At 66.5% G+C, this 25,709-nt stretch carries 25 protein-coding genes; 20 read left to right on the forward strand and 5 right to left on the reverse strand.

Annotation, left to right across the window (positions count from 1 at the left end; genetic code table 11):
- The first annotated feature begins 75 nt into the window (after positions 1-75).
- On the forward strand, positions 76-1,158 hold the full coding sequence (gene fba, locus V7S63_RS08805; protein ID WP_091838959.1) for a class II fructose-bisphosphate aldolase: 1,083 nt from the start codon (positions 76-78) through the stop codon (positions 1,156-1,158).
- Positions 1,159-1,388: 230 nt separating this feature from the next.
- Here fba and V7S63_RS08810 read toward each other — a convergent pair whose 3' ends face one another.
- Together V7S63_RS08810 and V7S63_RS08815 are read right to left on the reverse strand one after the other, a co-directional pair.
- Positions 1,389-3,392 (reverse strand): PhoX family protein, encoded by a 2,004-nt coding sequence (locus V7S63_RS08810; protein ID WP_336529950.1) that lies wholly within the window; start codon positions 3,390-3,392, stop codon positions 1,389-1,391.
- A 79-nt stretch (positions 3,393-3,471) separates the two neighbouring features.
- Complete coding sequence (locus V7S63_RS08815) at positions 3,472-4,824, reverse strand: globin-coupled sensor protein (protein ID WP_091838967.1); 1,353 nt, start codon at positions 4,822-4,824, stop codon at positions 3,472-3,474.
- Between the two features lie 176 nt (positions 4,825-5,000).
- On the opposite strand from V7S63_RS08815, the gene V7S63_RS08820 reads away from it, so the two are divergent.
- On the forward strand, positions 5,001-5,747 hold the full coding sequence (locus tag V7S63_RS08820; protein WP_336529951.1) for a YebC/PmpR family DNA-binding transcriptional regulator: 747 nt from the start codon (positions 5,001-5,003) through the stop codon (positions 5,745-5,747).
- Between the two features lie 4 nt (positions 5,748-5,751).
- On the opposite strand, the gene V7S63_RS08825 is transcribed toward V7S63_RS08820, so the two are convergent.
- Positions 5,752-6,531, reverse strand: coding sequence for a sulfite exporter TauE/SafE family protein (locus tag V7S63_RS08825; RefSeq protein ID WP_336529952.1), 780 nt, complete (start codon positions 6,529-6,531; stop codon positions 5,752-5,754).
- Between the two features lie 128 nt (positions 6,532-6,659).
- Between V7S63_RS08825 and ruvC the strand changes: the two genes are divergently transcribed.
- On the forward strand, positions 6,660-7,178 hold the full coding sequence (gene ruvC / locus V7S63_RS08830; RefSeq protein WP_100959420.1) for a crossover junction endodeoxyribonuclease RuvC: 519 nt from the start codon (positions 6,660-6,662) through the stop codon (positions 7,176-7,178).
- On the opposite strand, the gene V7S63_RS08835 is transcribed toward ruvC, so the two are convergent.
- Positions 7,160-8,371: an NAD(P)/FAD-dependent oxidoreductase gene (locus V7S63_RS08835; RefSeq protein ID WP_336529953.1), complete on the reverse strand. Its 1,212-nt coding sequence runs from the start codon at positions 8,369-8,371 to the stop codon at positions 7,160-7,162. The two genes, ruvC and V7S63_RS08835, sit on opposite strands and share 19 nt — an antisense overlap.
- Positions 8,372-8,463: 92 nt before the next feature.
- Here V7S63_RS08835 and ruvA point away from each other — a divergent pair, with 92 nt between their 5' ends.
- The 7 genes from ruvA to V7S63_RS08870 all read left to right on the forward strand — a co-directional run bounded on the left by ruvA (position 8,464) and on the right by V7S63_RS08870 (position 13,064).
- Positions 8,464-9,081, forward strand: a complete 618-nt coding sequence (gene ruvA / locus V7S63_RS08840) for a Holliday junction branch migration protein RuvA (protein WP_100959599.1) — start codon at positions 8,464-8,466, stop codon at positions 9,079-9,081.
- The gene (locus V7S63_RS08845; protein WP_091838986.1) at positions 9,078-9,566 is read left to right on the forward strand and encodes a GNAT family N-acetyltransferase; all 489 of its coding nucleotides are present in this window, start codon (positions 9,078-9,080) and stop codon (positions 9,564-9,566) included. Before ruvA ends, V7S63_RS08845 begins: the two co-directional genes overlap by 4 nt.
- Before the next feature lie 23 nt (positions 9,567-9,589).
- Positions 9,590-10,612 (forward strand): Holliday junction branch migration DNA helicase RuvB, encoded by a 1,023-nt coding sequence (ruvB, locus tag V7S63_RS08850; RefSeq protein ID WP_100959598.1) that lies wholly within the window; start codon positions 9,590-9,592, stop codon positions 10,610-10,612.
- A 96-nt stretch (positions 10,613-10,708) separates the two neighbouring features.
- On the forward strand, positions 10,709-11,212 hold the full coding sequence (locus V7S63_RS08855; protein ID WP_336529954.1) for a DUF3828 domain-containing protein: 504 nt from the start codon (positions 10,709-10,711) through the stop codon (positions 11,210-11,212).
- Between the two features lie 80 nt (positions 11,213-11,292).
- A complete protein-coding gene (ybgC, locus tag V7S63_RS08860) occupies positions 11,293-11,700 on the forward strand; it encodes a tol-pal system-associated acyl-CoA thioesterase (protein WP_336529955.1) in 408 nt (135 codons plus the stop codon).
- Positions 11,701-11,757: 57 nt separating this feature from the next.
- On the forward strand, positions 11,758-12,405 hold the full coding sequence (locus V7S63_RS08865; protein WP_336529956.1) for a TetR/AcrR family transcriptional regulator: 648 nt from the start codon (positions 11,758-11,760) through the stop codon (positions 12,403-12,405).
- Between the two features lie 206 nt (positions 12,406-12,611).
- Positions 12,612-13,064, forward strand: a complete 453-nt coding sequence (locus V7S63_RS08870) for a DUF2852 domain-containing protein (protein ID WP_091839008.1) — start codon at positions 12,612-12,614, stop codon at positions 13,062-13,064.
- Positions 13,065-13,182: 118 nt separating this feature from the next.
- Here the strand turns inward: V7S63_RS08870 and V7S63_RS08875 are convergent, their stop codons facing one another.
- Positions 13,183-13,899, reverse strand: coding sequence for a hypothetical protein (locus tag V7S63_RS08875; protein WP_336529957.1), 717 nt, complete (start codon positions 13,897-13,899; stop codon positions 13,183-13,185).
- A 340-nt stretch (positions 13,900-14,239) separates the two neighbouring features.
- Between V7S63_RS08875 and tolQ the strand changes: the two genes are divergently transcribed.
- The 10 genes from tolQ to V7S63_RS08925 all read left to right on the forward strand — a co-directional run bounded on the left by tolQ (position 14,240) and on the right by V7S63_RS08925 (position 25,615).
- The gene (gene tolQ, locus V7S63_RS08880) at positions 14,240-14,953 is read left to right on the forward strand and encodes a protein TolQ (protein ID WP_091839015.1); all 714 of its coding nucleotides are present in this window, start codon (positions 14,240-14,242) and stop codon (positions 14,951-14,953) included.
- Positions 14,954-14,964: 11 nt separating this feature from the next.
- A complete protein-coding gene (gene tolR, locus V7S63_RS08885) occupies positions 14,965-15,414 on the forward strand; it encodes a protein TolR (RefSeq protein ID WP_425285461.1) in 450 nt (149 codons plus the stop codon).
- A gap of 46 nt (positions 15,415-15,460) precedes the next feature.
- On the forward strand, positions 15,461-16,582 hold the full coding sequence (gene tolA / locus V7S63_RS08890) for a cell envelope integrity protein TolA (protein WP_336529958.1): 1,122 nt from the start codon (positions 15,461-15,463) through the stop codon (positions 16,580-16,582).
- Between the two features lie 5 nt (positions 16,583-16,587).
- A complete protein-coding gene (tolB, locus tag V7S63_RS08895; RefSeq protein ID WP_100959415.1) occupies positions 16,588-17,940 on the forward strand; it encodes a Tol-Pal system beta propeller repeat protein TolB in 1,353 nt (450 codons plus the stop codon).
- 194 nt (positions 17,941-18,134) lie between these two features.
- Positions 18,135-18,638, forward strand: coding sequence for a peptidoglycan-associated lipoprotein Pal (gene pal / locus V7S63_RS08900; RefSeq protein WP_336529959.1), 504 nt, complete (start codon positions 18,135-18,137; stop codon positions 18,636-18,638).
- Between the two features lie 186 nt (positions 18,639-18,824).
- Positions 18,825-19,709: a tol-pal system protein YbgF gene (gene ybgF / locus V7S63_RS08905; RefSeq protein WP_336529960.1), complete on the forward strand. Its 885-nt coding sequence runs from the start codon at positions 18,825-18,827 to the stop codon at positions 19,707-19,709.
- Entirely contained in the window at positions 19,706-20,764 is a 1,059-nt protein-coding gene (gene tilS / locus V7S63_RS08910) for a tRNA lysidine(34) synthetase TilS (protein WP_336529961.1), read from the forward strand. Before ybgF ends, tilS begins: the two co-directional genes overlap by 4 nt.
- A 111-nt stretch (positions 20,765-20,875) precedes the next feature.
- Complete coding sequence (gene ftsH / locus V7S63_RS08915) at positions 20,876-22,801, forward strand: ATP-dependent zinc metalloprotease FtsH (RefSeq protein WP_091839033.1); 1,926 nt, start codon at positions 20,876-20,878, stop codon at positions 22,799-22,801.
- Between the two features lie 258 nt (positions 22,802-23,059).
- Positions 23,060-24,403 carry a phosphoglucosamine mutase gene (gene glmM, locus V7S63_RS08920; protein ID WP_100964233.1) on the forward strand — a complete coding sequence of 448 codons (1,344 nt, stop codon included), beginning with the start codon at positions 23,060-23,062 and terminating at the stop codon, positions 24,401-24,403.
- A 372-nt stretch (positions 24,404-24,775) separates the two neighbouring features.
- Positions 24,776-25,615: an outer membrane protein gene (locus V7S63_RS08925; RefSeq protein ID WP_425285462.1), complete on the forward strand. Its 840-nt coding sequence runs from the start codon at positions 24,776-24,778 to the stop codon at positions 25,613-25,615.
- Positions 25,616-25,709: the final 94 nt, after the last annotated feature.

Genomic DNA, 25,709 nt, shown 5'->3' on the forward strand with positions numbered 1-25,709 from the left:
AGCGCTTTCGCTTTGCGTCCGCCACAGTTCGATTCTAAACCCTCCGGATAAGCTGAGCCCAACCGGAGGATCATCGTGGCCCGCATCACGCTTCGCCAATTGCTCGACCATGCCGCCGAGAACGACTACGGCGTTCCGGCCTTCAACATCAACAACATGGAGCAGGCGCTCGCGATCATGGCCGCGGCGGACGCGACTGATGCGCCGGTGATCATCCAGGCCTCGCGCGGCGCGCGCTCCTACGCCAACGACATCATGCTCAAGCACATGATGGACGCGGTCACCGAAATCTATCCGCACATCCCGGTCTGCGTGCATCTCGACCACGGCAACGAGCCGGCGACCTGCATGACTGCGATCCAGGCCGGCTTCACCTCGGTGATGATGGACGGCTCGCTCAAGGCCGACGGCAAGACCCCCGGCGACTGGGACTACAATGTCGGCGTGACCAAGACGGTCACCGACATGGCCCATCTCGGCGGCATTTCGGTCGAGGGCGAGCTCGGCGTGCTCGGCTCGCTCGAGAGCGGCGAGGGCGAGAAGGAGGACGGCCACGGCTTCGAGGGCAAGCTCAGCCACGACCAGCTCCTGACCAATCCGGACGAGGCGGTGAAGTTCGTCGCCGAGACCAAGGTCGATGCGCTCGCCATCGCCATGGGCACCTCGCACGGCGCCTACAAGTTCACCCGCAAGCCCGACGGCGCGATCCTGGCGATGCATGTCATCGAGGAGATCCATAAGAAGCTGCCGAACATGCATCTCGTCATGCACGGCTCCTCCTCGGTGCCGCAGGACCTGCAGGACGTCATCAACCAGTATGGCGGCAAGATGCCCCAGACCTGGGGCGTGCCGGTCGAGGAGATTCAGCGCGGCATCAAGCACGGCGTGCGCAAGATCAACATCGACACCGACAACCGGATGGCGATGACCGGCCAGATCCGCAAGATCCTGTCCGAGCATCCCGGCGAGTTCGATCCGCGCAAGTATCTGAAGCCGGCGATGGAGGCGATGACCGCGCTCTGCAAGAAGCGGCTGGAGGAGTTCAACACCGCCGGCCAGGCCTCGAAGATCAAGCGCGTGATCACGCTGGCCGACATGGCCAAGCGCTACGCCAAGGGCGAGCTCGACCCGACCTTCGGCGCCAGGAAGGCGGCGTGAAGCTCCACTAGCCTCTATCGACGAACAAGGAGCGCGGGGAACCCCTCTCCCGGATGGGAGAGGGGTAGGGGTGAGGGACCGCCGTCGGACGTTATGGTGGCGAGCTAACCGCGGCTCGGTTTTCGTTTCGCTGGTTCGACTGCAGGCCCTCATCCGGCCCTACCGGGCCACCTTCTCCCATTCGGGAGAAGGAAAGCGCGTCGCTCGCCCAGTCTTCCGGACAGCGAAACCTACACGCCGATCTTGCCACCGCCACGCTTGGTGATCGCCACCACCGAAGGACGCGTCGGCATGTCCGGCTTGAAGTCGGGCCAGCGGGTCGAGAGATCCTCGTAATAGGAGCGACGGCCGAAGGCCGGCCAGTCCGGGCCGTCGTCGCCGGGATGCTGGACGGCCACGAAGGCAGTCGTGTCGTCCGGCGTGAAGCAGGGGCCGCAAAGCTCGGCGCCATGAGGCACGCGGTAGAACAGCTTGGAAGTCCGGCGTGCCTCGCCTTCGGTGTCGACCGCCCAGAGACCATCGGTGCGGCCTGTCTCCTGCGGGCCGTTGCCGTCGGTCGAGACCCAGAGCCGGCCGGCGGAATCGACCACGGCATTGTCCGGCATGCCGAACCAGCCATTCTTGCTGGTTTCGGTCGAGAAGCTGGCGCCGACCGCGGCGACCGACGGATCGCCGCATTTCAGCAGCACTTCCCATTTGCCCTTGGTCGCGGTGAATTCGCCGCCATCCTCGATGATCTCGATGATGTGGCCGAAGGCGTTCTTGGCGCGCGGATTGGCGGCGTCGACCTGGTCTTCCTTGCGGTTGGTGTTGTTGGTCAGCATCACATAGACGCGGCCGTTGACGCCGTTTGGCGTGATGTCCTCCGGCCGATCCATCTTGGTAGCGCCGAGCAGGTCGCCGGCGCGGCGAGCCTCGATCAGCACATCCGCCTGGCTGGCGAAGCCGTTGGCTGCGGTGAGCGGGCCCTGGCCGAAAACCAGCGGCAGCCATTCGACCGTGCCGTCGGCGGCAAACTTCGCGACAGAGAGCGTGCCGGTGTCGAGCAGGTCCATGTTGGCGGCGCGATTGTTCGGATCGAAGCGGCCGGCCGTGACGAATTTGTAGACGTAGTCGAAGCGCTCGTCGTCGCCGAGATAGACGACGACGCGGCCGTCCTTGGCGGCGATGCTGTCGGCGCCCTCATGCTTGAAGCGGCCGAGCGCGGTGCGCTTCTTTGGCACCGAGTTCGGATCGAACGGGTCGACCTCGATCACCCAGCCGAAGCGGTTGGCCTCGTTCGGCTCCTTGGCAAGATCGAAGCGCTCCTCGAACCGGCCCCAGGCATAGGGTGCCGACGGAATCGCGAGGCGCTTGTAGTTGGCTTCCTCGCGGTGGCCGTCAGGCAGCTTGCCGGAGAAGTAGCCGTGGAAGTTCTCTTCGCCGGAGACGAAGGTGCCCCAGGGCGTCATCGCGCCCGAACAGTTGTTCAGCGTGCCGAAGACCTTGCGGCCGCTGGCATCGGCATTGGTCTTGACGCGGTCGCTGCCGGCGACGGGGCCGGAAAGCTGCATCTCGGTGGCGGCGGTGATGCGTCGATTGTACTTGGAATCCTTCACCAGCGCCCATTTCCCATCGGTCCGGCGGATCTCGGCGACGGTGGCACCATGCGCCATGGCTTCGACCGCGAAACGCTCCGGGGTCGCGTTCTTCATCACCGGCTTGCCGTCCTTGATCTCGACGACGCCCGGGAACATCAGATGCGGGTTGGTGTATTCGTGATTGACGAAGAGCACGCCATGGGCCGACGGGTCGGCCGCGCCTGGCACGGGCAGGTAGCCGACGAAGTCGTTGTTGTAGCCGAACTGCTTCGCCTGGGACTCGGGCGTCTGCCTGGTCGGATCGAAAGCCGGCGCGTCGGGGAAGAGCGGGTCGCCCCAGCGCAGCAGCACGTCGGCCTGATAGCCTTCCGCGACATGGTGGTCGGCGTCGACCCCGGCCTCGACCTCCTTGAAGCTGAAAGCGGAGCCCTTCGCCTGGGCCTTGGCCTCCTCGGCGGTCGCCAGAGCAGTGGCGCCGACCGTCGCCGAGATGGCGGAGACGGCGAGGGCGCCCTTGAGCAGGCCGCGGCGCGAGAACCGCTGGCCGATCAGTTCGCCCATGGTCGGATTGGCGGATTGGTTCTGCGGGGGCGCATCGTCATGCTCGAGCATGCTGGCGCCGAAGGTGGATTCGTATTGGGTCTCGTCAGTCATGACCGGCCCCTTCCTGTCGTCCAAGTTAGAATGGCTTGAAATTAGGAGCCATGCTTGACAGGTGGGTGACGGATACGCCTCAGGCGACGCGGTTCTGCCTGCTCAGATTCTCGAAGGCCTCGGTCAGGGTCCCGGCCCGCTGGGCCAGCGTCTGGGCGAGGCCGAGCATCTCGCCGACGCCGGCGCCGGCGGCCTGGGCGGAGTCGTTGACGCTGGCAATCGCCTGCGCGACCTCCTGCGTGCCCTGCGAGGCGTAGCTGATGCTGCGGGCGATCTCCTGGGTCGCCGCCCGCTGCTCATCGACCGAGCTCGCGATCGTCAGTGTCGTCTGGTCCATGTCCCCGACGAAGCCGACGATGCTCTCGATCGCCTCGACGGCCTCCTGCGTCGCGGCCTGCATGGCCGGCACCTGGGCCGCGATCTCGTCGGTCGCCCTGGCGGTGCGCGCGGACAGCTGCTTCACCTCCTGGGCGACGACCGCAAAGCCGCGCCCAGCCTCGCCGGCGCGGGCCGCCTCGATTGTCGCATTGAGTGCCAGCAGATTGGTCTGGGCGGCGATGTCGCGGATCAGGTCGACGATCGAGCCGATCGTCTGCGCCGATTGCGCCAGGCCCTTGACGATCGCTTCCGTTCGCAATGCCGCATTGCTGGCATGGTGAGCCTTGGTCGTGGCGCTGGCGACCTCCCCCGAAATCGCACTCAAGGAGATGGAGAGCTGCTCGGTGGCGCTGGCGACGCTGCCGACATTGTCCGAGGCCTCGTCCGAAGCTCGCGCGGCGGCGACGGCCTGCACGCCAGTCTCCTTGACGAGCCCGTTCATCGTATGGGCCATATCCTCGACGATGCGGGCGCTGCCGGTCACCGCGCCGACGACCTCCCGGATCGTGACTTCGAAGGCCGAGATCTCGCGCCGGGTGCGCTCGCGGCTCTCCTGCTGGACATGGCTGTACGTTTCGAGCAGCAGTTCGAGATCGAGCTGCACGGCCTTGTTCAGGGCGGCGCGCAGGGCGATGCGCCGGTTGTATTCCTTGGCGTGCCAGACATGGCTGAGCTTGGCGAGCCCATCGCGCAGCAGGCCGAGCTCGGCGCCGATCGCATTGCCGACGATCGCATGGCAGATCGCGACGGCATGGGCGGGAACGCCATTATCGTAGAAGGCGCTGGCGAGTGCGCGTGCCGACTGCAGAAAACCGTCTTCGAACTCGCCCGAGACCAGCCTGATCCAGTGCGCGAGCCGCAGCTCATGCACGTCCGGCCGCTGCATGGCGCTCAGGATCTCGGGCCAGGCCTCGAAATGGGGGTGCAGCTCCGGCAACAGGGTCGGCAGGCGCCGACGGGCGAATTCCGCCTGCTGCCGCAACTGGCCGATATCGGTGGCGTCGATCCGGAAAGTCCGCAGGCGCGCGTTATGCTCGACGATGGCGTTGGTCATGCCCGCTGCGTTCTAGTCCGCTGATTGGCCAAACCGCACATTGCGGACAGTTCGCCAATAAACGCTTAAGCAGCGCGCGGAGAGCAGATAGGCTGGAAAGCCTGCGGCTGCGCTTGCCTCGCGCCGAGCCGGCTGAGTATAAGCCGGCCGGCGCATAACAGCGGAGATCAGGGCGTATGGCCGGCCATTCACAGTTCAAGAACATCATGCACCGCAAGGGCAAGCAGGATGCTGTGCGCTCTAAGCTGTTCTCGAAGCTGGCCCGTGAAATCACCGTCGCCGCCAAACTGGGCATGCCCGACCCGAACATGAATCCGCGCCTGCGCATGGCAGTGCTGGCGGCGCGGGCCGAGAACATGCCGAAGGACAATATCGAGCGCGCCATCAAGAAGGCGCTCGGTGGCGAGGGCGACAACTATGACGAGGTTCGCTACGAGGGCTATGGACCCGGTGGCACTGCCGTGATCGTCGAAGCGCTGACCGACAATCGCAACCGCACGGCCTCGGCAGTGCGCTCCTACTTCACCAAGTCCGGCGGAGCGATGGGCGAGAGCAATTCGGTCTCCTTCATGTTCAACCGTGTCGGCGAGATCAGCTATGCGCCGGAGGCGGGCGACGCCGACAAGGTGATGGAAGCCGCGATCGAGGCCGGCGCCGACGATGTGATCTCCGATGAGAACGGCCACACCATCCTGTGCGCCTTCGACGCCCTGAATGAGGTCTCCAAGGCCCTCGAAGCTTCGCTCGGCGCGCCGGCTTCGGCCAAGCCGGTCTGGCGGCCGACCACGACGGCGCCGCTCGACGAAGAGAAGGCGGCGTCGATGATGAAGCTGATGGAAGCGCTCGACAATGACGACGACGTCCAGAACGTCTTCGCCAATTTCGAGATCGCCGACGAGGTGATGGCCAAGCTCGGCGGCTGAGTGCTCAGCGCCCGATCAGCCCGTCCCAGAGCGGCAGGCTGACGAGCGCGCTCAGGAAGATCGTCAGATAGGCGATGCGGCGGAAGGTTTGCTCGGAGGCGATGCCGAAGGCATGCGTGCCGAGCCAAAGCCCGGCGCCATAGACAGCGAAGAGCGGCAGCGCCATCAGCGCCGAGGCCAGCGTGATGATGCCCTTCAGCGCGAGGATCGTGCCGCTGACCACGGTGCTCAGGCCGAAATAGGTCTGCAGGTTGGCACGGGTCTTGTGCCGGTCGTTGCGCTGGGCGCCGAGCCAGAATACGGCGAGCGGCATGCCGCCGATGCTGGCGAGCCCGTTGCAGAGACCCGAGGCCGCTCCGACGCCGAGCGAGAGCGGGATGCCGGGCTTGCCGTGATAGCGCCAGCCGGACGCCATCAGCGCGACGGCGGCAAGCACGAGCAGCGCCAGCAGCCAGCGCATCGTCTCGCGATCAAGCCAGGTGAGGAGGGCGATGCCGAGCGGCAAGGTCAGCGTCGCCGCGACCAGCAGCGGGACGACCTCGCCCCATTCGGCCCGCTTGGCCGAGCGTGCCGCCAATGGCAGGGCGAAGGGCAGATCGATCACCCAGATCAGCCCGAGCGCCGCGACAGGGCCGATCACGATCGATGCCAGCGGCATGAAGACCATGGCGAAGCCGAAGCCGGTAAAACCGCGCACCAGGCCGCCGAGCAGGGTCGCGCCGACGAGAATGGCGATGCCGTCGGCTGTAACTCCGGGAAAGAGCGAGGTCAGGAAAGCGGTCATCGAAAAGGCCGGCGAGGGAATTTCTTTCCTTCACGCTCAACGGCAAGCGATCAACCCCCGTCGCTGTGATGGCAGCGATGAGCGTCGTTCATCCATCCAAGCAGGCCGAAATCTTCTAGTCTGCGCCGATGTCCGAACCGATTCGCATTCTCGGCCTCGATCCCGGTCTCAGGAAGACCGGCTGGGGCCTCGTCATCAGCGAGGGGACGAAGCTGTCCTTCATCGCTTGCGGCGTGGTCGAAAGCGACGAGAAGCAGCCCTTGGCCGATCGTCTCAGGCAGTTGCACGAGGGCATTGCCGACGTGATTACACGACACCGGCCGCAGGAGGTCGCGGTCGAGGAGACCTTCGTCAACCGTGACCCGCAATCGGCGCTGAAGCTCGGCCAGGCGCGCGGCATTGCCTTGGTCGTGCCGGCGCTGGCCGGGCTCGATGTGGCGGAGTACGCCGCCAATCTGGTGAAGAAGACCGTGGTCGGTGTCGGCCATGCCGACAAGAAGCAGGTACAGGCGATGATCCGCGTGCTGCTGCCCAAGGCCGAGACGCGCAGCGCCGACGCGGCGGACGCCCTTGCCGTCGCGATCTGCCATGCGCAGCACCGCGGCGCCCGGGCGCTGCTGGCGCAGTATCAGCTGCGGAAGGCGTAGAGCTCGGCGTCCGGATCTGCCTTGCCGAGGAGACCGGCCCGAATGATCTCGGCGCCGATGCGGCTATAGGTGATGCCGTTGCCGCCGAAGCCCATCACGGCCCAGCAATTTGGCAGGTCCGGCATCGGCCCCAGGGTCGGCAGGCCGGTTTCGGAGGTGCCGAAGGTGCCGGTCCAGGCATAGTCGACTTCCGTCGAGATGCCGGGCAGGAGTTTGCCGAGTTTGCGCCGGATCGCTGCCGTCTTTCGCTCGATCAAGGCATCGCGTTTGTCCTCGTCGACGAAATCCTCGTCCTCGCCGCCGCAGATGACGCGGCCGTCGCGCGTGCTGCGCAGATAGAGGTAAGGGTCCGATGCCTCCCAGATGAAGCAGCATTTGGGCCAGAGCCGAGGTTTCTGCGGCACGGTCGCCAGAGCCCAGGTGGAAAGCACCTTGTGGCCCTTGGGCAGCGTGCCGAAAGGCAGTTCGTAGCCGGTCGCGAAGACCAGGTGCCGACAGCGGATGCGGTGACCGTCCTTGGTGCGCAGGCTGACCGAGCGCGCCCTGGCATCGAGGTCGACGATCTCGACCGGCCAGGCGAGACGGGCGCCGCGCCCGAGCGCCGCGCGCAGGAAGCCGGTGGCGAGCGCGACCGGGTCGGCTTCGAGATTGTCGTAGCCGAGCAGGGCGGCGGGGCGCTCGATGCCGAAGCGCTCCTTCAGCGCGTCGGCATCGAGGAGGGCGGTTTCCAGGCCGGCGTGCCGGCGCGCCTCGTGTTCGCGGGCCAAGGCATCGGCGTCGAGCACATTGCCGGCGAGGTAGAGCGAGTCGCGGCGCACGACCTGCGCCAGCGACAGCTCCTTGATCCGCGCCCCCAGGCCGTCGAGCGCCAGACGCGAGCGGCGCCAGGCGCGGATCGCGGCCTCCTCGCCGATCTGGCGCTTCAGCTTCGTCAGCGGCTGGTCGATCTCGTATTGCAGCAAAGCGGTGCTCGCAGGTGTCGAGCCGCGCACGGGGCCGCGGCGATCGACGACGAGGACGCTGAAGCCCGCTTCGCTCAGCATGTCGGCTTGCATCGCCCCGGAGATGCCTGCGCCGATGATCACGACGTCGGTCTCAATGGCCGCCTTGATGCCTTGCATGGGAAAGCGCGGTGGCCGTTCGCCCTGCCAGACCGAGCGACCGGTCCGCAGGTCGCGGTGTTTCGTCAGCATGCGGAAGAATCCCCCAAATCGCCGGTGGAGAACGCATGAACGCCGCGAATGATCCGGTCTGGCGGCAGCTTGCCGTCATGCTAACAGGGAGCATGATCGGAAAGCTCAAGGGCCTCATCGATTCGTACGGCGAGGACCACGTCATCGTCGACGTGCAGGGCGTCGGCTATGTCGTGCAATGCTCCTCGCGCACGCTGCAGCGCTTGCCCAAGATCGGCGAGGCGGCGGCCCTCTCGATCGAGACCCATGTCCGCGAGGACGCGATCCGGCTCTACGGCTTCATGTCGGATAACGAGCGCGACTGGTTTCGGCTGATGCAGATGGTGCAGGGCGTCGGCGCCAAGGTGGCGCTCGCCATCCTCTCGACGCTCGAGCCCGGCGCGCTCGCGACCGCGATCGCAACCAACGACAAGGCAGCGGTGGCGCGCGCGCCCGGCGTCGGTCCCAAGCTCGCCCAGCGCATTTGCGCCGAGCTGAAGGACAAGGCGCCGGCCTTCGGCCATGTCGACCCGGCATTGGCACAGCTCTCGGGTGCGCTCGAGGACAAGCGGCTGCCGCAGCCGGTGGCGGACGCCGTCTCGGCGCTGACCAATCTCGGCTATCCGCAGGCGCAGGCTGTTGCGGCGGTCGCGGCCGCGTCGCGTGACGCGGGCGAGGGGGCCGGCACGGCGCAACTGATCCGGCTCGGCCTCAAGGAGCTGGCGAAATGAAGAAGGGACCGGCGGTGATCTTCCGCGAGATTGCCGACAAGTCGACCTTCCTCGCGCTGATGATGCGGCATTGGGGCTCGCATCGCATGATGATCGGCTCGAAGCTGTATGATTGCGCCGAGCTGCCCCTGATCGGCATGTTCACGGCCGAGGGCGAGCTGCTGGCGGTGGCGAGCTGGGCCCGAGACGGCGACATCGCGGTGCTCTGCGCGCTGCACTCCCTCAAGGAAGGGGAGGGTGCGGCCTCGCGCATGCTGGAGGCGGTGAAGGCTGCGGCCAAGGCGGCCGGTGCGCGCAAGCTCAGGGCGATGCTCACCAATGACAACATGCCGGCCCTGGTGTTCTACCAGAAGCATGGCTTCCGCTTCTCCGGCCTCTATATCGAGGCGATCGACGCCTATCGCGCGATGGTTCCGACGATCATCAAGACCGGCTACCAGGACATCCCGGTCCATGATGCGCTGGAGCTGGAGATCGAGTTGTGAGTGAGCCGAAGCGTCCCGGCCTGATGACGGCGGACAAGCGCGACGACGACAGCGAGGCCTCGCTGCGGCCGCTGTCGCTCGCGGATTTCACCGGGCAGGCGGCGGCGCGCGCGAACCTCCAGGTTTTCATCAATGCCGCCAAGAGCCGGGGCGATGCGCTCGATCACGTCCTGTTCGTCGGCCCGCCCGGCCTCGGCAAGACGACGCTGGCGCAGATCGTGGCGCGCGAGCTCGGCGTCAGCTTCCGTTCGACCTCTGGCCCGGTGATCGCCAAGGCCGGCGACCTTGCGGCGCAGCTGACCAATCTCGAAGAGCGCGACGTGCTCTTCATCGACGAGATCCACCGGCTCAACCCGGCGGTGGAGGAGATCCTCTATCCGGCAATGGAGGACTACCAGCTCGACCTGATCATCGGCGAGGGGCCGGCGGCGCGTTCGGTCAAGATCGATCTGCCGAAGTTCACTTTGGTCGGCGCCACCACCCGTGCTGGACTGCTGACGACGCCGCTGCGCGACCGCTTCGGCATCCCGATCCGCCTGCAATTCTACACGGTCGAGGAATTGCAGGGCATCGTCGCGCGCGGCGCCAGGGTGCTCGGCGTGCCGATGTCGGATGACGGCGCCAATGAGATCGCCAAGCGCTCGCGCGGGACGCCGCGCATCGCCGGTCGGCTGCTGCGGCGCGTGCGCGACTTCGCCATCGTCGATGGCGACGCGATCGTCACCCGCAAGGTCGCCGACAAGGCGCTCGGCCTGCTCGATGTCGATGCGATCGGCCTCGACCAGATGGACCGGCGCTACCTGACGACCGTCGCGATCAATTTCGGCGGCGGCCCGGTCGGAATCGAGACCATCGCCGCCTCGCTCTCCGAGCCGCGCGACGCGATCGAGGAGATCATCGAGCCCTTTCTGCTCCAGCAGGGCTTCATCCAGCGCACGCCGCGCGGCCGCCTGTTGACGCCGCACGCCTTTAGGCATCTCGGCATGCCCGAGCCGAACCGGGAGGGCGCGCAGTTCGGCCTGTTCGGGGATGATGACGAGGGCTGAGGCCGCGCGATAGCGTTGTCCCGCATTTGGATGATGCGGCCTCCTGCGCATCGTGCTGTCGTCGGGTTCGAACAGGCGAGGCTGGGAGAAACGATAATGCGATCTGCGCTGATGCTGGCCGGCCTGATGCTGGTTTCCATGGCTGGCCATGCCGCCGAGCCCACGCCCGACGCCACCGTGCGCAAGGCCTATGCGGTCACGCAGAAGACCCTGGATGGCGGCGGTGAGCCGCCCTGGCGCCCGCCACATCGTGACGCGCTGATGAGTAAGAGCCTGGCGGCGCTGTTCGCCCGTGACGATCGCTATCAGGACGAGAGCGGCGATATCGGCCATATTGGTGCCGATCCGTTCATTCAGGGCCAGGACGGCGAGGTAAAGAACCTCAAGGTCACGGTCACGCAGGCTCCGGCTGCGGGCAAGGCGCTGGTGACGGCGAGCTTCCGCAGCTTCGGCAAGGCGATGACCGTGCCGTTCCGCATGGTCGAGGAGGGCGGCGACTGGCGCATCGACGATATCGGCGTCGGCAAGAATTCTGTCCGCCGGGATCTGTCGCAGCCCTATGATTGCGGTTCGTTCATGGGCAAGCCCTGCAAGCGCTGAGCGATACGCGCCGGCCATGAGGTTGTCCGGGGTGCGCGTGGCGGTCTAGAACGCCCGCGTCACCTCCCAGAAAGACCGTTATGGCCGCCGCTCACAGCATCTCCGTCCGCGTCTACTATGAAGACACCGACTTCTCCGGCGTCGTCTACCACGCCTCCTATCTGCGCTTCATGGAGCGCGGCCGGACCGAACTGATCCGCGATCTCGGCATCGAGCAGCGCGAGCTCTTCGACGGCGACGCGGCGCTCGGCTTTGCGGTCAGGCGCATGCTGATCGATTTCGTCAGGCCGGCGGTGATGGACGATCTGCTGACCATAGAGACCAGGCCGACCCTGGCGCGCGGCGCGACCATGGAACTCGACCAGCGCATAGTGCGCGGCGAGGAGATTCTGGTGACGGCGCAGGTCAAGGTCGCCTGCGTCGGCGGCGGCAAGGCGCGGCGTATCCCGGACGTGCTGCGGCATCGCCTGGGTCTCGAAATCCTCTGATCGCTCCTGCCGCCGCTGGCATCGACGCTGGCGGATCGCCATGTTAGGGCCCGTAACATGAGCTGGAAACGCAACGAGCCCGAGCAGCCGCGGGGTTACCACCACGGCAATCTCAAGGAGGCGCTGGTCCGCGCCGCCCTCGGCCTGATCGGCGAGAAGGGGCCGAACGGCTTCACCTTCGCCGAGGCCGCACGCATGGCCGGCGTCAGCCCGGCGGCGCCCTATCGCCACTATCGCGATCGCGACGAATTGCTGGCCGACGTCGCGGTCCATGGCTTCGCAGCCTTCGAGGCGGCGCTCGCCAAGGCCTGGGACAATGGCAAGCCCGATCCGGAGACGGCCTTTCACCGGCTCGGCCGGGCCTATCTCGCCTTCGCCCATGACCAGCCCGCGTTCTATTCGGCTATGTTCGAGGCCGGGGTGCCGCTCGATGCCAGTCCGGAATTGCGCGCCGCCGCCGACCGTTCCTTCCAGCAATTGCGCCAGGCGGCGGAGACGCTGATCGCGGCTCTGCCGCAGGGCAAGCGCCCGCCGGCACTGATGATGGCGCTGCACATCTGGGCGATGTCGCACGGCGTCGCCGCCCTGTTCGGCCGCGCCGATGCGGGTCGGCGGCCGTTGCCGATGTCCGCCTCCGATCTGCTCGAAGCCGGAATGCTGATCTATCTCAAGGGCCTCGGCCTGCCGCCCGAGCAGGCGGGCTGATCTCCTTCCGGAATTTTTGATGCGGCCGTCTTGAAAGACTTGGCAGTTGCGTCCAGATATGTGAATGTGATTTACATTCACACGGTCGGCGAGGGCCGGATCCGATCGATTGATCGGTGAATTCGTCCCTCTCTCCAAGATGGAGCCGAACGGGAGGTTGGCCGGCAGCGGCATCCGTCGTTGCCATTCTGTTTCGAGAGGGATCGATGCCGATCGTCGCGAAGCTTGACGAATATGGAAAGGGAGCCTGGATCGCCTTCGCGGTGCTCGGCTTCATCATCTTCTGGCCGCTGGGTCTGGCGACCCTGGCTTTTCTTTTCTGGAGTGGACGCATGGGACATGGTTGCGGACCGGCTCGCTACGAGCACCGGATGAATCGCCTGCAGGACAAGATGGAACGCCTGCGCGAGCGCATGGGCGGAGCCCAGCAGTGGGGCAGCCGCGGCGGCTTCGGCGGCTGGGGCCGTGGCCCGTCCTCGAGCGGCAACCGCGCCTTCGATGAGTATCGCGACGAGACGCTGCGCCGTCTCGAGGATGAGCAGCGCGAATTCCATGATTTCCTCGGCCGGCTGCGCATGGCCAAGGACAAGGCCGAGTTCGACGAGTTCATGAATACGCGCCGCCCCAGCACCGGCACGGATACTGTCGAAAGCGCCTGAGAGCATGTTCCGCAAAAAGTGGGAACCACTTTTGCGATGAGAACATGCTCCAACATTTGAATTGGCGCGAATTCTGATCGTGCGACCGAAACGGTCGCACGGAACGCGCGCCCCCTTTTCAGAGCTGACGACCGTCGGCGGCCCGCTTCCTCACGGAAGCGGGCCGTTGGCGTTTGTCCGCAGGAGCTGCTGCGGGAGGCGGCACCGATTTCTTGTTGGTGGTCACGAAGAAGATCACGATGGTGAGAGCGGAGGTCAGCGAAGCCAGGACTGCTGTGATCTGGGCTTTCAGGCTGTCGATCTTGGCGATGCGCCCCGTAACGATGTTGTGGCGTAGCTGGAGAGCGGTCAGCCGCGCTCCAGCCTCTTGGATCATTGCGTTCTCCATCGCCTGGATGGCGTGGACCGTATTCGCGTCGCTGTACTCCTGATCGACCAGGGCGTCATAAGGCGCCATCCGGCCCTGCCAGTCCTGCGGATGGACGATCGCCGCCATGCGGCGCACGGCCTGCTTGGCGTTCAGCCGGAACAGCCGGTCGAGCAGGTACTTGTACTGCATGTCGGCCTGCGAGCCGTTCAGCACGAGGAGCAGGGCGCCGCGCCCGAGCTGCAAGGTCTCGAAGCTCTTCACCTGGCCGTCGAGCGCGCCGAGGTCGCGGGTGATGCCGTCGCGCTCTTCGGTGAAGCGGGCGCTGCGCCGGTCGAGCGAGTTCGAGATGGCGAAGGTCGCGATCGAGGACAGGATCGCCGGCGAGGCGATCAGGACGGCGCTGAGCGTCGTGCGATTCCAGACATAGTTCCGGACTTGGCCCCCCAGCCATTCGCCAAACCGCATCGCCTCCAACCCCCGGTCGTCGCTGCGCCGCCCGCTGACGGCCGCAGGGCCGTCATAACGCGATATTAACCATGCAGGCCCTTAACCTTGACGGTGACTTAACGGGACACAAGGCCCTTGGCGCCCGGGAACATCGCCGTTTGGCCCATCTTTCGCCGAATTCAGCGGTAATTGGTGTGAGTGGCATATCCCCGGAGCGCAGAAACGGGCGGCGGCGCGAGCTTCGCGGCGCGAAGAACAGGCTGCGTGGCGCCGCACTCGGTTTCGCGTCGGCCAGAGCCGGATTCGATCAGGTCGCAATGGCCTGGCCGGTAGGGGCTCGAGAGAGAAGGATGACAGGATGAACCCCGCCGTGGAGATCGCGCAGGCCGCGCCGCAGGTCGACATGTCGTTCTGGACGCTGTTCTGGCACGCCCATATCGTCGTCAAGCTGGTGATGATGGGGCTTCTGGCGGCGTCGATCTGGTGCTGGTCGATCATCATCGACAAGACCCTGCTCTACCGCCGCACGCGCCAGGACATGGACGCGTTCGAGGAGGTGTTCTGGTCGGGCCGCTCGCTCGAAGAGCTCTATCGCGACCTTTCGAACCGCCCGGTCAACGACATGGCCGCCGTTTTCGTCGCGGCGATGCGCGAATGGAAGCGCTCGTTCGAGAATGGCGGGCGCTCGGTCGCCAGCCTCTCGGCTCGCATCGACAAGGTGCTCGACGTCACCATCCAGCGCGAGGCCGAGCGGCTCGAATCGAAGCTGCTGGTGCTCTCGACCATCGCCTCTTCGGCGCCGTTCATCGGCCTGTTCGGCACGGTCTGGGGCATCATGACCTCGTTCACCGCGATCGCGGTCTCGAAAAACTCCTCCCTCGCCGTAGTCGCTCCCGGCATCGCCGAAGCGCTGTTCGCCACCGCGATCGGCCTGTTCGCCGCGATTCCCGCGCTGATGGCCTACAACAAGCTGCAGGCCGAGGTCGCCAAGGCGCAGAACCGGCTCGAGGCCTTCGCCGACGAATTCTCCGCGATCCTGTCGCGGCAGATCGACGAACGCCTGGCCGCGTGAGGGCTTAGACGATGGGCATGTCAGCCGCAGCCGGCGCAAAGGCCGGGGGACGCCGTGGGCGTCGTCCGCGCCGTCACGGGGCCATCGCCGAGATCAACATGACGCCGTTCATCGACGTCATGCTGGTGCTGCTGATCATCTTCATGGTCGCAGCTCCTCTGATCGCGACCGGCGTGCCGATCGACCTGCCGCAGACCGGCGCCAAGCCGATCAATGTCGATCAGAAGCCGATCACCATCGCCATCGACGAGAAGGGCCAGATTTTCCTGCAGGACCAGCCGACGCTCGAGCCCGATCTGGTGCAGAAGCTGCAAGGCCTCGCCAAGCAGGGCTTCGAGGACCGCATTTATGTGCGCGGCCACAAGCAGGTCGACTATGGCCGCGTCGCCTCGGTGATGGCGACGATCACCAGCGCCGGCTTCAAGCGCGTGGCGCTGGTCACCGAACCGCATTCGCGTTGAACGAGAAGGTGCCGTCGCGTTGATGCTTTCGCGCTCAGAGCCGGGCTTGGCGGTTTCCGCCCTGGGCCACGCGACCGTCCTGGTCGCGGGGCTGCTGGCCTTTGCCGGCACGGCGCCGCTGCCCGAGCATCAGGAGGCGATCGCCGTCGAGGTCATCGATCCCTCGGCGCTGAACCAGGTCACCCGCGGCGAGCGCCAGGCGGAGAAGGTGCAGGAGAAGCCGCAGCAGCGGGCCGAGCGCCAGTCCGAGATCGTCGAGCGCAAGGAAGCGGGCGAGGCCAAGCAGGACACGCCGGCGCCGCCATCGCGCCCGGCCGAGCTGAAAGTCGCCGAGGACAATGCCTCCGCGCCGCTGCCGCCTGCGCGTCCGACCCCGAAGCCGACACCGCCGGCCGAGCCGGTGAAGCAGCAGCCGCAGAAATCCGAGCAGGCGGCCGCCCGCGAGGAACAGCAGCGCCGCGATGAGCTGGCGAAGCTCGCCGAGGAGGCCGAGCTCGAGCGCAAGGCCAAGCAGGCCGAGCAGGAAGAAAAGGCCGCCGCCAAGGCGAAGGCCGAAGCGGAGGCGCAGGCCCGCGCCGAGGCGGCAAAGGCTGCCAAGGAGAAGGCGGTAGCGGAAGCCAGGGCGAAAGCGGAGGCCGAACAGAAGGCCAAGATCGCCGCCGAGGCCAAGGCGAAGCGCGAAGCGGAAGCCAAGGCGAAGCGCGAGGCCGAGATCGCAAAGAATTTCAACCCGAACGACATCGCCAAGCTCTTGCAGTCGAAGGAGCAGGCGCAGTCCTCGGGTTCGAGCGCGCCACAGATCAACCGTACCGCATCGCTCGGCACGCAGACCGGCTCCTCGCAGAAGCTCTCGCCGTCGCTGCGCACGCAGCTGATGGGCATCATCCAGGAACAGCTGCAGAAGTGCTGGAACGTGCCGATCGCGCTGCAGAGCGCCTCGAAGCCGGTGGTGCCGCAGGTGCGCATGAAGCTCAACACCGACGGCTCGCTGATCGGCCAGGCGAGCGTGACCAACTCCTCGTCGGACCCGCTCTTCCGGGTCGCGGCGGATTCGGCGCTGACCGCGACGCGCCGCTGCTCGCCGCTGCGCATTCCCGCGCAATTTGCTTCCTATTACGACGATTGGCGCGACGTCATCGTGAATTTCGACGCCAGGGACGTGCTGTGACCGCCATGGACCGCATTGATCATTCCACCAATCTGCAGGCTCGCGGGTTGACCCGCCGCCATGCGCTCGCGCTGGCCGGCACGGGGCTGGCCTTGCCGGCTTTGCTCCCCACGCCCGCGCTGGCCGAACTGGTGATCGACCTGCGCAAGGGCACCTTCCAGCCGATGCCGATCGCCGTCGCCGATTTTGCCGGCGAAGGCGGAGGGCTGGTCTCCGGCATCATCGCCAACAACCTGAAGCGCTGCGGCTATTTCGTGCCGATCGAGAAGGCGCGGCATCCCGAGAAGAACCCGCCCTTCGATGCGGCGCCGCAGTTCGAAGCGTGGAAGGCGGCCGGCGTGCAGGCGCTGGTGATCGGCCGGGTCTCGCGCGACGGCGGCCGGCTCAAGGCCGAGTTCCGGCTCTGGGACGTGGTCGCCGGCCAGCAGATCGACGGCCAGCAATATTTCACCGACCCGAACAATTCCCGCCGTGTCGGCCACATCATCTCGGATGCGGTCTTCACCAAGATCACCGGTGTCGGCGGTTTCTTCGACACCCGTGTGGTCTTCGTCGACGAATCAGGCTCGAAGGAGGCTAGGCGCAAGCGCCTCGCCATCATGGATCAGGACGGCGCCAATGTGCGTTATCTGACCGATGGCGCGACCTCGGTGGTGACGCCGCGCTACTCGCCGGTGGCGCAGGAGGTGACCTATATGGCACAGCGCACCGGCGAGCAGCCGCGCGTCCATGTCCTCAATATCGAGACCGGCCAGCGCCAGGTCGTCGGCAACTTCCCCGACATGACCACGAGCCCGCGCTTCTCGCCGAATGGCGCGCGTATCGCGCTCAGCCTGCAGCAGGGCGGCAATGCCAATCTCTATGCGATCGATATCGGCTCGCGCACCACGCAGCGGCTGACCTCGACCTCTGCGATCGACACGTCGCCGTCCTATGCGCCGGATGGATCGCAGATCGTCTTCGAGAGCGACCGCGGCGGCTCGCAGCAGCTTTACGTGATGGGCGCCGGTGGCGGCGAGGGCAAGCGCATCTCCTTCGGCCAGGGCTCCTATTCGCAGCCGTCCTGGTCGCCGCGCGGCGACCTGATCGCCTTCACCCGCCAGGGCGGCGGCACCTTCGGGATCGGCGTGATGAAGCCGGACGGCTCGGGCGAGCGCATCCTGACCGAGAGCTTCCACAACGAGGCGCCGAACTGGGCTCCGAACGGCCAGTACATCATGTTCTTCCGGGATCCGGGCGGACAATCCGGCGGCAAGCTGTACATGGTCGACATCACCGGCCGGGTCGAGGTGCCGGTGCCGACGCCGTCCTTTGCCTCCGATCCGACCTGGTCGCCGCTGCTGACGGCGGCGCGCTAGCGCCTTCTGAGATGGTGCAGGAATGCAACATCGTCGAACCGTCGGCATCCAGCCATATTTGGTTAACCATACGCCGCAATGCCGCCACTTCGCCTTGTTCTGGCAAGGTCTCGTTTAGGTTGACACATCATTGATTGGGATAACGCGTGACGCCGCCCGGCGCGCTCCGCGCCCGAAATTCGGAGAGAATTGACATGCTCGCCTCCTTTGCCGCCAGCGCCCGCACCGTGCGCATCGCCGCCGCCCTGATCGGAGCGCTCGCCCTCGGCGCCTGCGCCAAGGACCAGAACGCCGCCGATGGCTTCGGAGCCGGCGGTGCCGCCACGCCTGGCAGCGCCCAGGACTTCGTCGTCAACGTCGGCGATCGCGTCTTCTTCGAGACCGACTCGACCGATCTGACCCCGACCGCTGTCGCGACCCTCGACAAGCAGTCGAGCTGGCTGCAGCGCTATCCGCGCTATACCTTCACCATCGAAGGCCATGCCGACGAGCGCGGCACTCGCGAGTACAACTATTCGCTCGGCGCCCGTCGCGCCCAGACGGTCCGGGACTATCTCGCCTCGCGCGGCATCCCCAGCAACCGCATCCGCACCATCTCCTACGGTAAGGAGCGGCCGGTCGCCGTCTGCAACGACATCTCCTGCTGGTCGCAGAACCGCCGCGCCGTGACGGTGCTCGACGGCGCCGGCGGCGTCTGAACCGGACAGCTCGATAAAAGCTTGACCTGGCCGGCGCTTACCGCAAGGAAAGCGCCGGCTTTTCCATATTTTGGCCGCGGTATTCGCGTCTGATGAGAACAGTCCCCGGGGCGATGCGGTTTGCCTGACATGAGCTTTGCGACGATTTCGATTCCGAACCGGAAGCGGTTCCCGCTGCGGCATGCCATGCTTGCCGGTTTCTCGCTGCTGGCGATCGGCTTGGCCCAGCCTGCCGCCGCGCAGGACGCGGCCGATCTCGTAGTCCGCACGAGCAGGCTCGAGAACCAGCTGCGCCAGCTTTCCGGCCAGATCGAGCAGTTGCAGTTCGAGAACCGGCGCCTGACCGAACAGCTGCGCAAGATGCAGGAAGATGTCGACTTCCGCTTCTCCGAGCGCGGCGGGCAGCGTGGCGGCGCCGCAGCGGCGCCCGCGCCGCAGGCGCCCCGTCCGGCAGCCCCTCAGCCGGCGCCCGGCCGCGAGCGCCGCGGCGATGCCTTCGATCCCGCCGCCCAGCCGGGAGCCGCCGGCGGGCCGCGCCAGCTCGGCCAGATCATCGACGAGGAGTTCGCCGGTGACCAGGGGCAGGGGCCGATGGACCTCTCGAGCGTCGGGCGCCCGGTTCCGGGAGGGGCGCTGCCGCCCGCGGCAGCGCAGGGCACCAGCGTCGCTGCGACGGGACAGGCGGCCAGCCCGCGCGAGCTCTACGACGTCGCCTACGCCCATGTCCTGCGCAAGGAATACGAGCGCGCCGAGATGAGCTTCCGCGAGTTCCTGCAAAGCTATCCGCGCGATCGTCTGGCGGCCGACGCCACCTTCTGGCTTGGCGAGAGCTACTACCAGCGCCGGCGCTATCGCGAGGCGGCCGAGCAGTTCCTGAAGATTTCGCGCGATTTTCCGAAGGCCGGCAAGGGCGCCGACAGCCTGCTCAAGCTCGGGATGTCTCTGAACGGGCTCGGTGCGCGTGACCAGGCCTGCGCCACCTTCGCCAAGGTCGGCGTCGATTATCCCGCCGCCTCGAATGCGGTGCGCCAGGGGGTCGAGCGCGAGCGGCAGCGCGCCCGCTGCGCTTGACCGCGGCGCCCGCAGGTCCTGCCGAGTCCGAGCCGCTGACGGCGGCTGAAGCCGATGTCCTGTTCCGCCCGCTCACCCACGACGACACGCTCGTCGTCGCGGTGTCGGGCGGGCCTGATTCCATCGCTCTCCTCGCGCTTCTGGCCGATTGGACCGGGCGGGGCCGTCCGCGCCTCTTGGCTGTCACCATCGATCACGGCCTGCGCCCCGAGGCGGCGCAGGAAGCGATGATGGTTGGCGAGCTGTGCGCGAAGCTTGGCGTCGAGCATCGTACGCGGCGCTGGCAGGGCCCGAAGCCGCAGGCCGGAGTGCAGGAGAAGGCGCGCGCGGCGCGCTATGCCCTGCTGGCGGAAGAGGCGAGGGTGCCAGGCGCCACCACGATCGTCACCGCGCACACCGCTGACGACCAGGCCGAGACCCTGCTGATGCGCATGGCGGCGGGGTCCGGTCTCGCCGGCCTGGCCGGGATGGCGCCGCGCAGCGCTGTGAACGGGGCCGTGCTGGCGAGGCCGCTGCTCGGGATCGCGAAATCCCGGCTGATCGCAACCTGCGAGGCGCGAGGGCTCGCCTTCATCCGCGATCCGTCCAATGACGATCCGCGCTTTGCCCGCATCCGCTGGCGCGCACTATTGCCGGCCTTGGCCCATGAAGGGCTGACTGCCCAGCGGCTCGGCCAGCTTGCGCATCGGCTGGCGCGGGCCGACGAGTCGCTCGACAGATTGGCGGCGCATGCCCTGGCGAGCGTGCCGGCCGGGGATGAGAACGGTCGGCGCTGGTTCGATTTCGCGCGGCTCTGCGGGGAGCCCGAGGAGATCGTGATCAGGAGCCTGGGGCTCGCGCTCGCCGCGGCGCAGGACGGCGAGGCGCAGGCCGGGGTACCGCCGCGTCTGGCGCGGCTGGAGGATTGCGCGAAGGCGCTGATCGCCGCGGCGCGCGCGGGCAGGGCGCTGCAGCGCACGCTCGGCGGCTTTCGTCTGTCGCTGGCCGGCGATGGCGTTTTGACGCTGATGCGCGAGGGCGAGAGGCGCCGAGGCGTTCACCCTGCGACGGTATAACCCTAAGAAGGGTCAGGCTTCCCTTGGCAAGGGGGCATGGCGGCCCTAGATTAGGCAGCGAAAACCACAGGCTCGCGCGGCAATCCCGCCGGCGAGCGGATCGGAACCGTAATGAATCCGAACTTCCGCAATTTCGCCCTCTGGGTGGTGATCTTCCTGCTGGTCCTGGCGCTGGTCACCTTGTTCCAGAGCCCGAGCCAGCGTGCCAGCACCAATGAAATCCCCTTCAGCCAGCTGATCAACGAGTCCGAGGCCGGCCGTATCGCCAATGTCGTGGTGGCCGGGCCCGAGATCACCGGCACGTTCACGGACGGCCGAAACTTCGTTGCTTATGCGCCTTACAACGACCCGCAGCTCGTTCGGACGCTGGCGCAGAAGGGTGTGCAGGTCTCAGCCCGCGCCCCGTCCGAGGGCACGCCCTGGTTCATGGCGCTGCTGGTCAATTCGCTGCCCTTCGTGATCTTCATCGGCCTGTGGATCTTCATGTCCCGCCAGATGCAGAACGGTGCTGGCCGGGCGATGGGCTTCGGCAAGTCGAAGGCCAAGCTCCTGACCGAGGCGCATGGCCGCGTCACCTTCGAGGATGTCGCCGGTATCGACGAAGCCAAGGAAGACCTGCAGGAGATCGTCGAGTTCCTGCGCGATCCGCAGAAGTTCCAGCGCCTGGGCGGCCGGATTCCGCGCGGCGTGCTGCTGGTCGGCCCTCCCGGCACCGGCAAGACCTTGACCGCGCGCGCCGTCGCCGGCGAGGCCAATGTGCCGTTCTTCACCATTTCGGGTTCGGACTTCGTCGAGATGTTCGTCGGCGTCGGCGCCAGCCGCGTGCGCGACATGTTCGAGCAGGCCAAGAAGAACGCGCCCTGCATCATCTTCATCGACGAGATCGACGCGGTCGGCCGCCATCGCGGCGCCGGCCTCGGCGGCGGCAATGACGAGCGCGAGCAGACGCTGAACCAGCTCCTGGTCGAGATGGACGGCTTCGAGCCGAACGAGGGCGTGATCATCATCGCCGCGACCAACCGTCCGGACGTGCTCGACCCGGCGCTGCTGCGCCCCGGCCGCTTCGATCGCCAGATCGTCGTGCCGAACCCTGATGTCGCCGGCCGCGAGAAGATCCTGCGCGTGCATGTGCGCAAGGTCCCGCTCGCTCCGGACGTCGATCTCAAGGTGCTGGCCCGCGGCACGCCCGGTTTCTCCGGCGCCGACCTGATGAACCTCGTCAACGAGGGCGCCCTGCTCGCCGCCCGTCGCGGCAAGCGCATGGTCACCCATGCCGAGTTCGAGGACGCCAAGGACAAGGTCATGATGGGCGCCGAGCGCAAATCGATGGCGATGTCCGAGGAGGAGAAGAAGCTGACCGCCTATCATGAGGCCGGTCATGCCATCGTCGGCCTCTATGTTCCCGCCGGCATCCCCGTGCACAAGGCGACGATCATTCCGCGTGGCCGTGCGCTCGGCATGGTCAAGTTCCTGCCCGAGGGCGACCGCTACTCGATGAAGTTCAAGGAGTTCACCTCGCAGCTCGCGGTCGCCATGGGCGGGCGCGTCGCCGAAGAGATGACGTTCGGCATGGAGAACGTGACCTCGGGCGCGACAGGCGACATCCAGCAGGCGACCAAGATGGCCAAGGCCATGGTCACCCAGATGGGCTATTCCAAGGAACTCGGCATGGTCGCCTATGGCGACAATCAGGAAGAGGTCTTCCTCGGCATGTCGATGGGCCGTACGCAGAGCCTGTCTGAGGCGACCGCGCAAAAGATCGATTCCGAGGTGCGCAAGCTGGTCCATCAGGGCTATCTCGACGCCCAGGCGATCCTGACCGAACACCACGACCAGTTCGTCGCGGTGGCCGAGGCGCTGCTCGAGTTCGAGACGCTGACCGGCGACGAGATCCGCGACCTGATCGCGGGCAAGCGCCCCTCGCGCGACGACGCCGACACGCCGCACGCGCCGCGTGGCTCGGCCGTGCCGAGCGCCGGCAAGGGCCGCAAGCGCGACGAGCCCGATGCCGGGCTGGAGCCGCAGCCGCTGGCCTGATCGCGCCCAGACCTCGAACGATCAAAGGGCGGCCTTCGGGCCGCCCTTTGTCATGCTGATCCTCGTCAGCCATGCTGCGAAGATCCGGTGCCCCACATGCTTGTTTTATCGCATTTTTTTGACGCGGACCGGTGTCCACTTCGCTCGAAAATGCCCTAGCGGATACGGTCCGACACAATTTGTGAGAAGCTGAGCAGGCAAAGAGCCTGTATGAGCTGCAAAAGCAACGAGCCGGGCAAGGCTCCAAGGACTGACCTCATGACACGCAAATACTTCGGCACCGATGGCATTCGCGGACGCGCCAACGGCGTGATCACGCCCGATCTGGCGCTGCGGGTCGGGCAGGCCACAGGCATCGCCTTCCGCCGCGGCGACCACCGCCATCGCGTGGTGATCGGCAAGGATACGCGGCTCTCGGGCTACATGATCGAGAACGCGCTGGTCGCCGGCTTCACGTCCGTCGGGATGGATGTGCTGCTGCTGGGCCCGATGCCGACGCCGGCGGTGGCGATGCTGACCCGCTCGATGCGGGCCGATCTCGGCGTGATGATCTCGGCCTCGCACAACCCCTACGAGGACAATGGCATCAAGCTGTTCGGGCCGGACGGCTACAAGCTCAGCGACGAGGTCGAGGCGGAGATCACCCAGCTGATCGATTCCGATCTCGGCAAGCAGCTGTCGTCTTCGGCGATGCTCGGCCGGGCCAAGCGCGTCGAGAGTGCGCATGCCCGCTATATCGAGTTCGCCAAACGCACTTTGCCGCGCAATCTTGGCCTGGACGGCCTGCGCATCGTGCTCGACTGCGCCAATGGCGCTGCCTACAAGGTTGCGCCCGAGGCGCTCTGGGAGCTCGGCGCCGAGGTCATCACCATCGGCGACGAGCCCGACGGCTTCAACATCAACAAGGATGTCGGCTCGACCAAGCCGGCGGCGCTCAGCCAGAAGGTGCGCGAGTTGCGTGCCGACCTCGGCATCGCGCTCGACGGCGACGCCGATCGCGTCCTGATCGTCGACGAGCAGGGCCAGATCGTCGATGGCGACCAGCTGATGGGTGTGATCGCACGCAGCTGGCAGGAGGACGGCCGGCTCTCGGCGCCCGGGATCGTTTCCACCGTGATGTCCAATCTCGGCCTGGAGCGCTATCTGGCGGGTCTCGGCCTGTCGATGGCGCGTACCGCAGTGGGCGATCGCTATGTGCTCGAGCACATGCGGGCCAACGGCTTCAATCTCGGTGGCGAGCAGTCCGGTCACATCATCCTCTCCGACTATGGCACGACCGGCGACGGTTTGGTCGCGGCGCTGCAGCTGCTCGCCGTGGTCAAGCGCCAGGAGAAGCCGGTCTCCGAAGTCTGCCATTGCTTCGAGCCGCTGCCGCAGATCCTCAAGAACGTCCGCTACAGGCAGGGCCGTCCGCTGGAGGAGAAGCCGGTCGTCAACGCGATCAAGGCGGCCGAGCAGCTGCTCGGCGAGAGCGGGCGGCTGGTGATCCGTCCCTCCGGCACCGAGCCGGTGATCCGCGTCATGGCCGAGGGAGACGATCGCGATCTCGTCCTGCGAGCGGTCGACGAGGTGGTCGAGGCGGTGACGAAGGCGGCCGCCTGAGCGGATCCCGCGGGCCTGGCGCCGTCCCCAGGACGAGCGCCAACGGTTCGCAGCGCTGAATTTATCGGAGGGCGCCGAGCCCTGCGATGGATTCCGGTCCTCCGTTTCACCGCGGCCGGGATGGCAGAGAGCTGTCTCGGCAAGGTCTTTCGTTCGACCCCATGAATGCCTTCATGGAAGCTGATCTCTCAGGAGCAATGCTGCCGTTTACGGAGTGATAGGGTTAGTTTTTAGGGTTAAGTCTCATTTAAGGAATCCATGGCAAGGTTTCCCCATCGGTAACTCGCGCGCTCCTGAGTTCGGCGGCGCGCACATTCGAGGGGTCCCGCCATGGGCAGCCTGAAATCTCTCGCGCTTGCTGGCGCCATGGCCGTGAGCGCGTCCGCCATCGCCAGTGCCGCAGATTTTCCGATGGCCCAGCCGGTACCTCCGCCGCCGCCTGAGCTGCGCGGCACGATCTCGTCGGGCATCTATCTGCGCGGCGACATCGGCGTCGGCGTCACCAATTTCGGCAAGTACGAGCAGGAAGACGTTCGCCAGGCGAACGGGACCTGGCCTGCCAAGGAAGATCGCTCGACCTCATTCTTCGGCGGCGTCGGTATCGGCTATCGCTTCAACAACTGGTTCCGCGTCGACGGCACCTTCGAGTATCGCGGCGGCGGCAGCTTCGGTGCGACCGACCAAGTCGACCTGGGTGGCGGTACACTCCTGCACAACACCTACAAGGGCAGCATCAGCTCGATGGTCGCCCTGTTCAACGCCTATGTCGACCTCGGCACCTGGAACTGCCTGACGCCCTATATCGGCGCCGGTATCGGCTATGCGAGCAACCGCATCCACGGCGTCACCGACCAGGGCGTCATGAGCACCTTGACCCCTGGCGGCTGGGGCCCCGGCTACAGCACGCTCGGCACCGCCAATGCTGGCACCAAGAGCGGTGTCGCCTGGGCGCTGATGGCCGGTGTCGGCTACGAGGTGAACAAGAACCTGACCCTCGAAGTCGGCTATCGCTACCTCAATCTCGGCGACGCCCAGTCGGGCCGACTCGTCAACGCCTATGGCGGGCAGGTGCAGGGGCCGCTCAAGATCAAGGACATCGACAGCCACGACATCAAGATCGGCATGCGCTGGAACTTCGGCGAGCCCGATTGCTGCGGCCCTGTCGAGCGCCCGGTCGCCTACGCGCCGGCTCCGGTCGTCCGCAAGTACTGACCAGTCCGACAGCTGAAAAGAAGCCGCGCGAGCCATGCTCGCGCGGCTTTTTTGTTTGCCGCCGTGCCGGCGATCGATATACTCCCGTGGAGTA

Source organism: Allobosea sp. CCNWLY174, from assembly GCF_037120455.1.
Classification (GTDB): Bacteria; Pseudomonadota; Alphaproteobacteria; order Rhizobiales; family Beijerinckiaceae; genus Allobosea; species Allobosea lupini.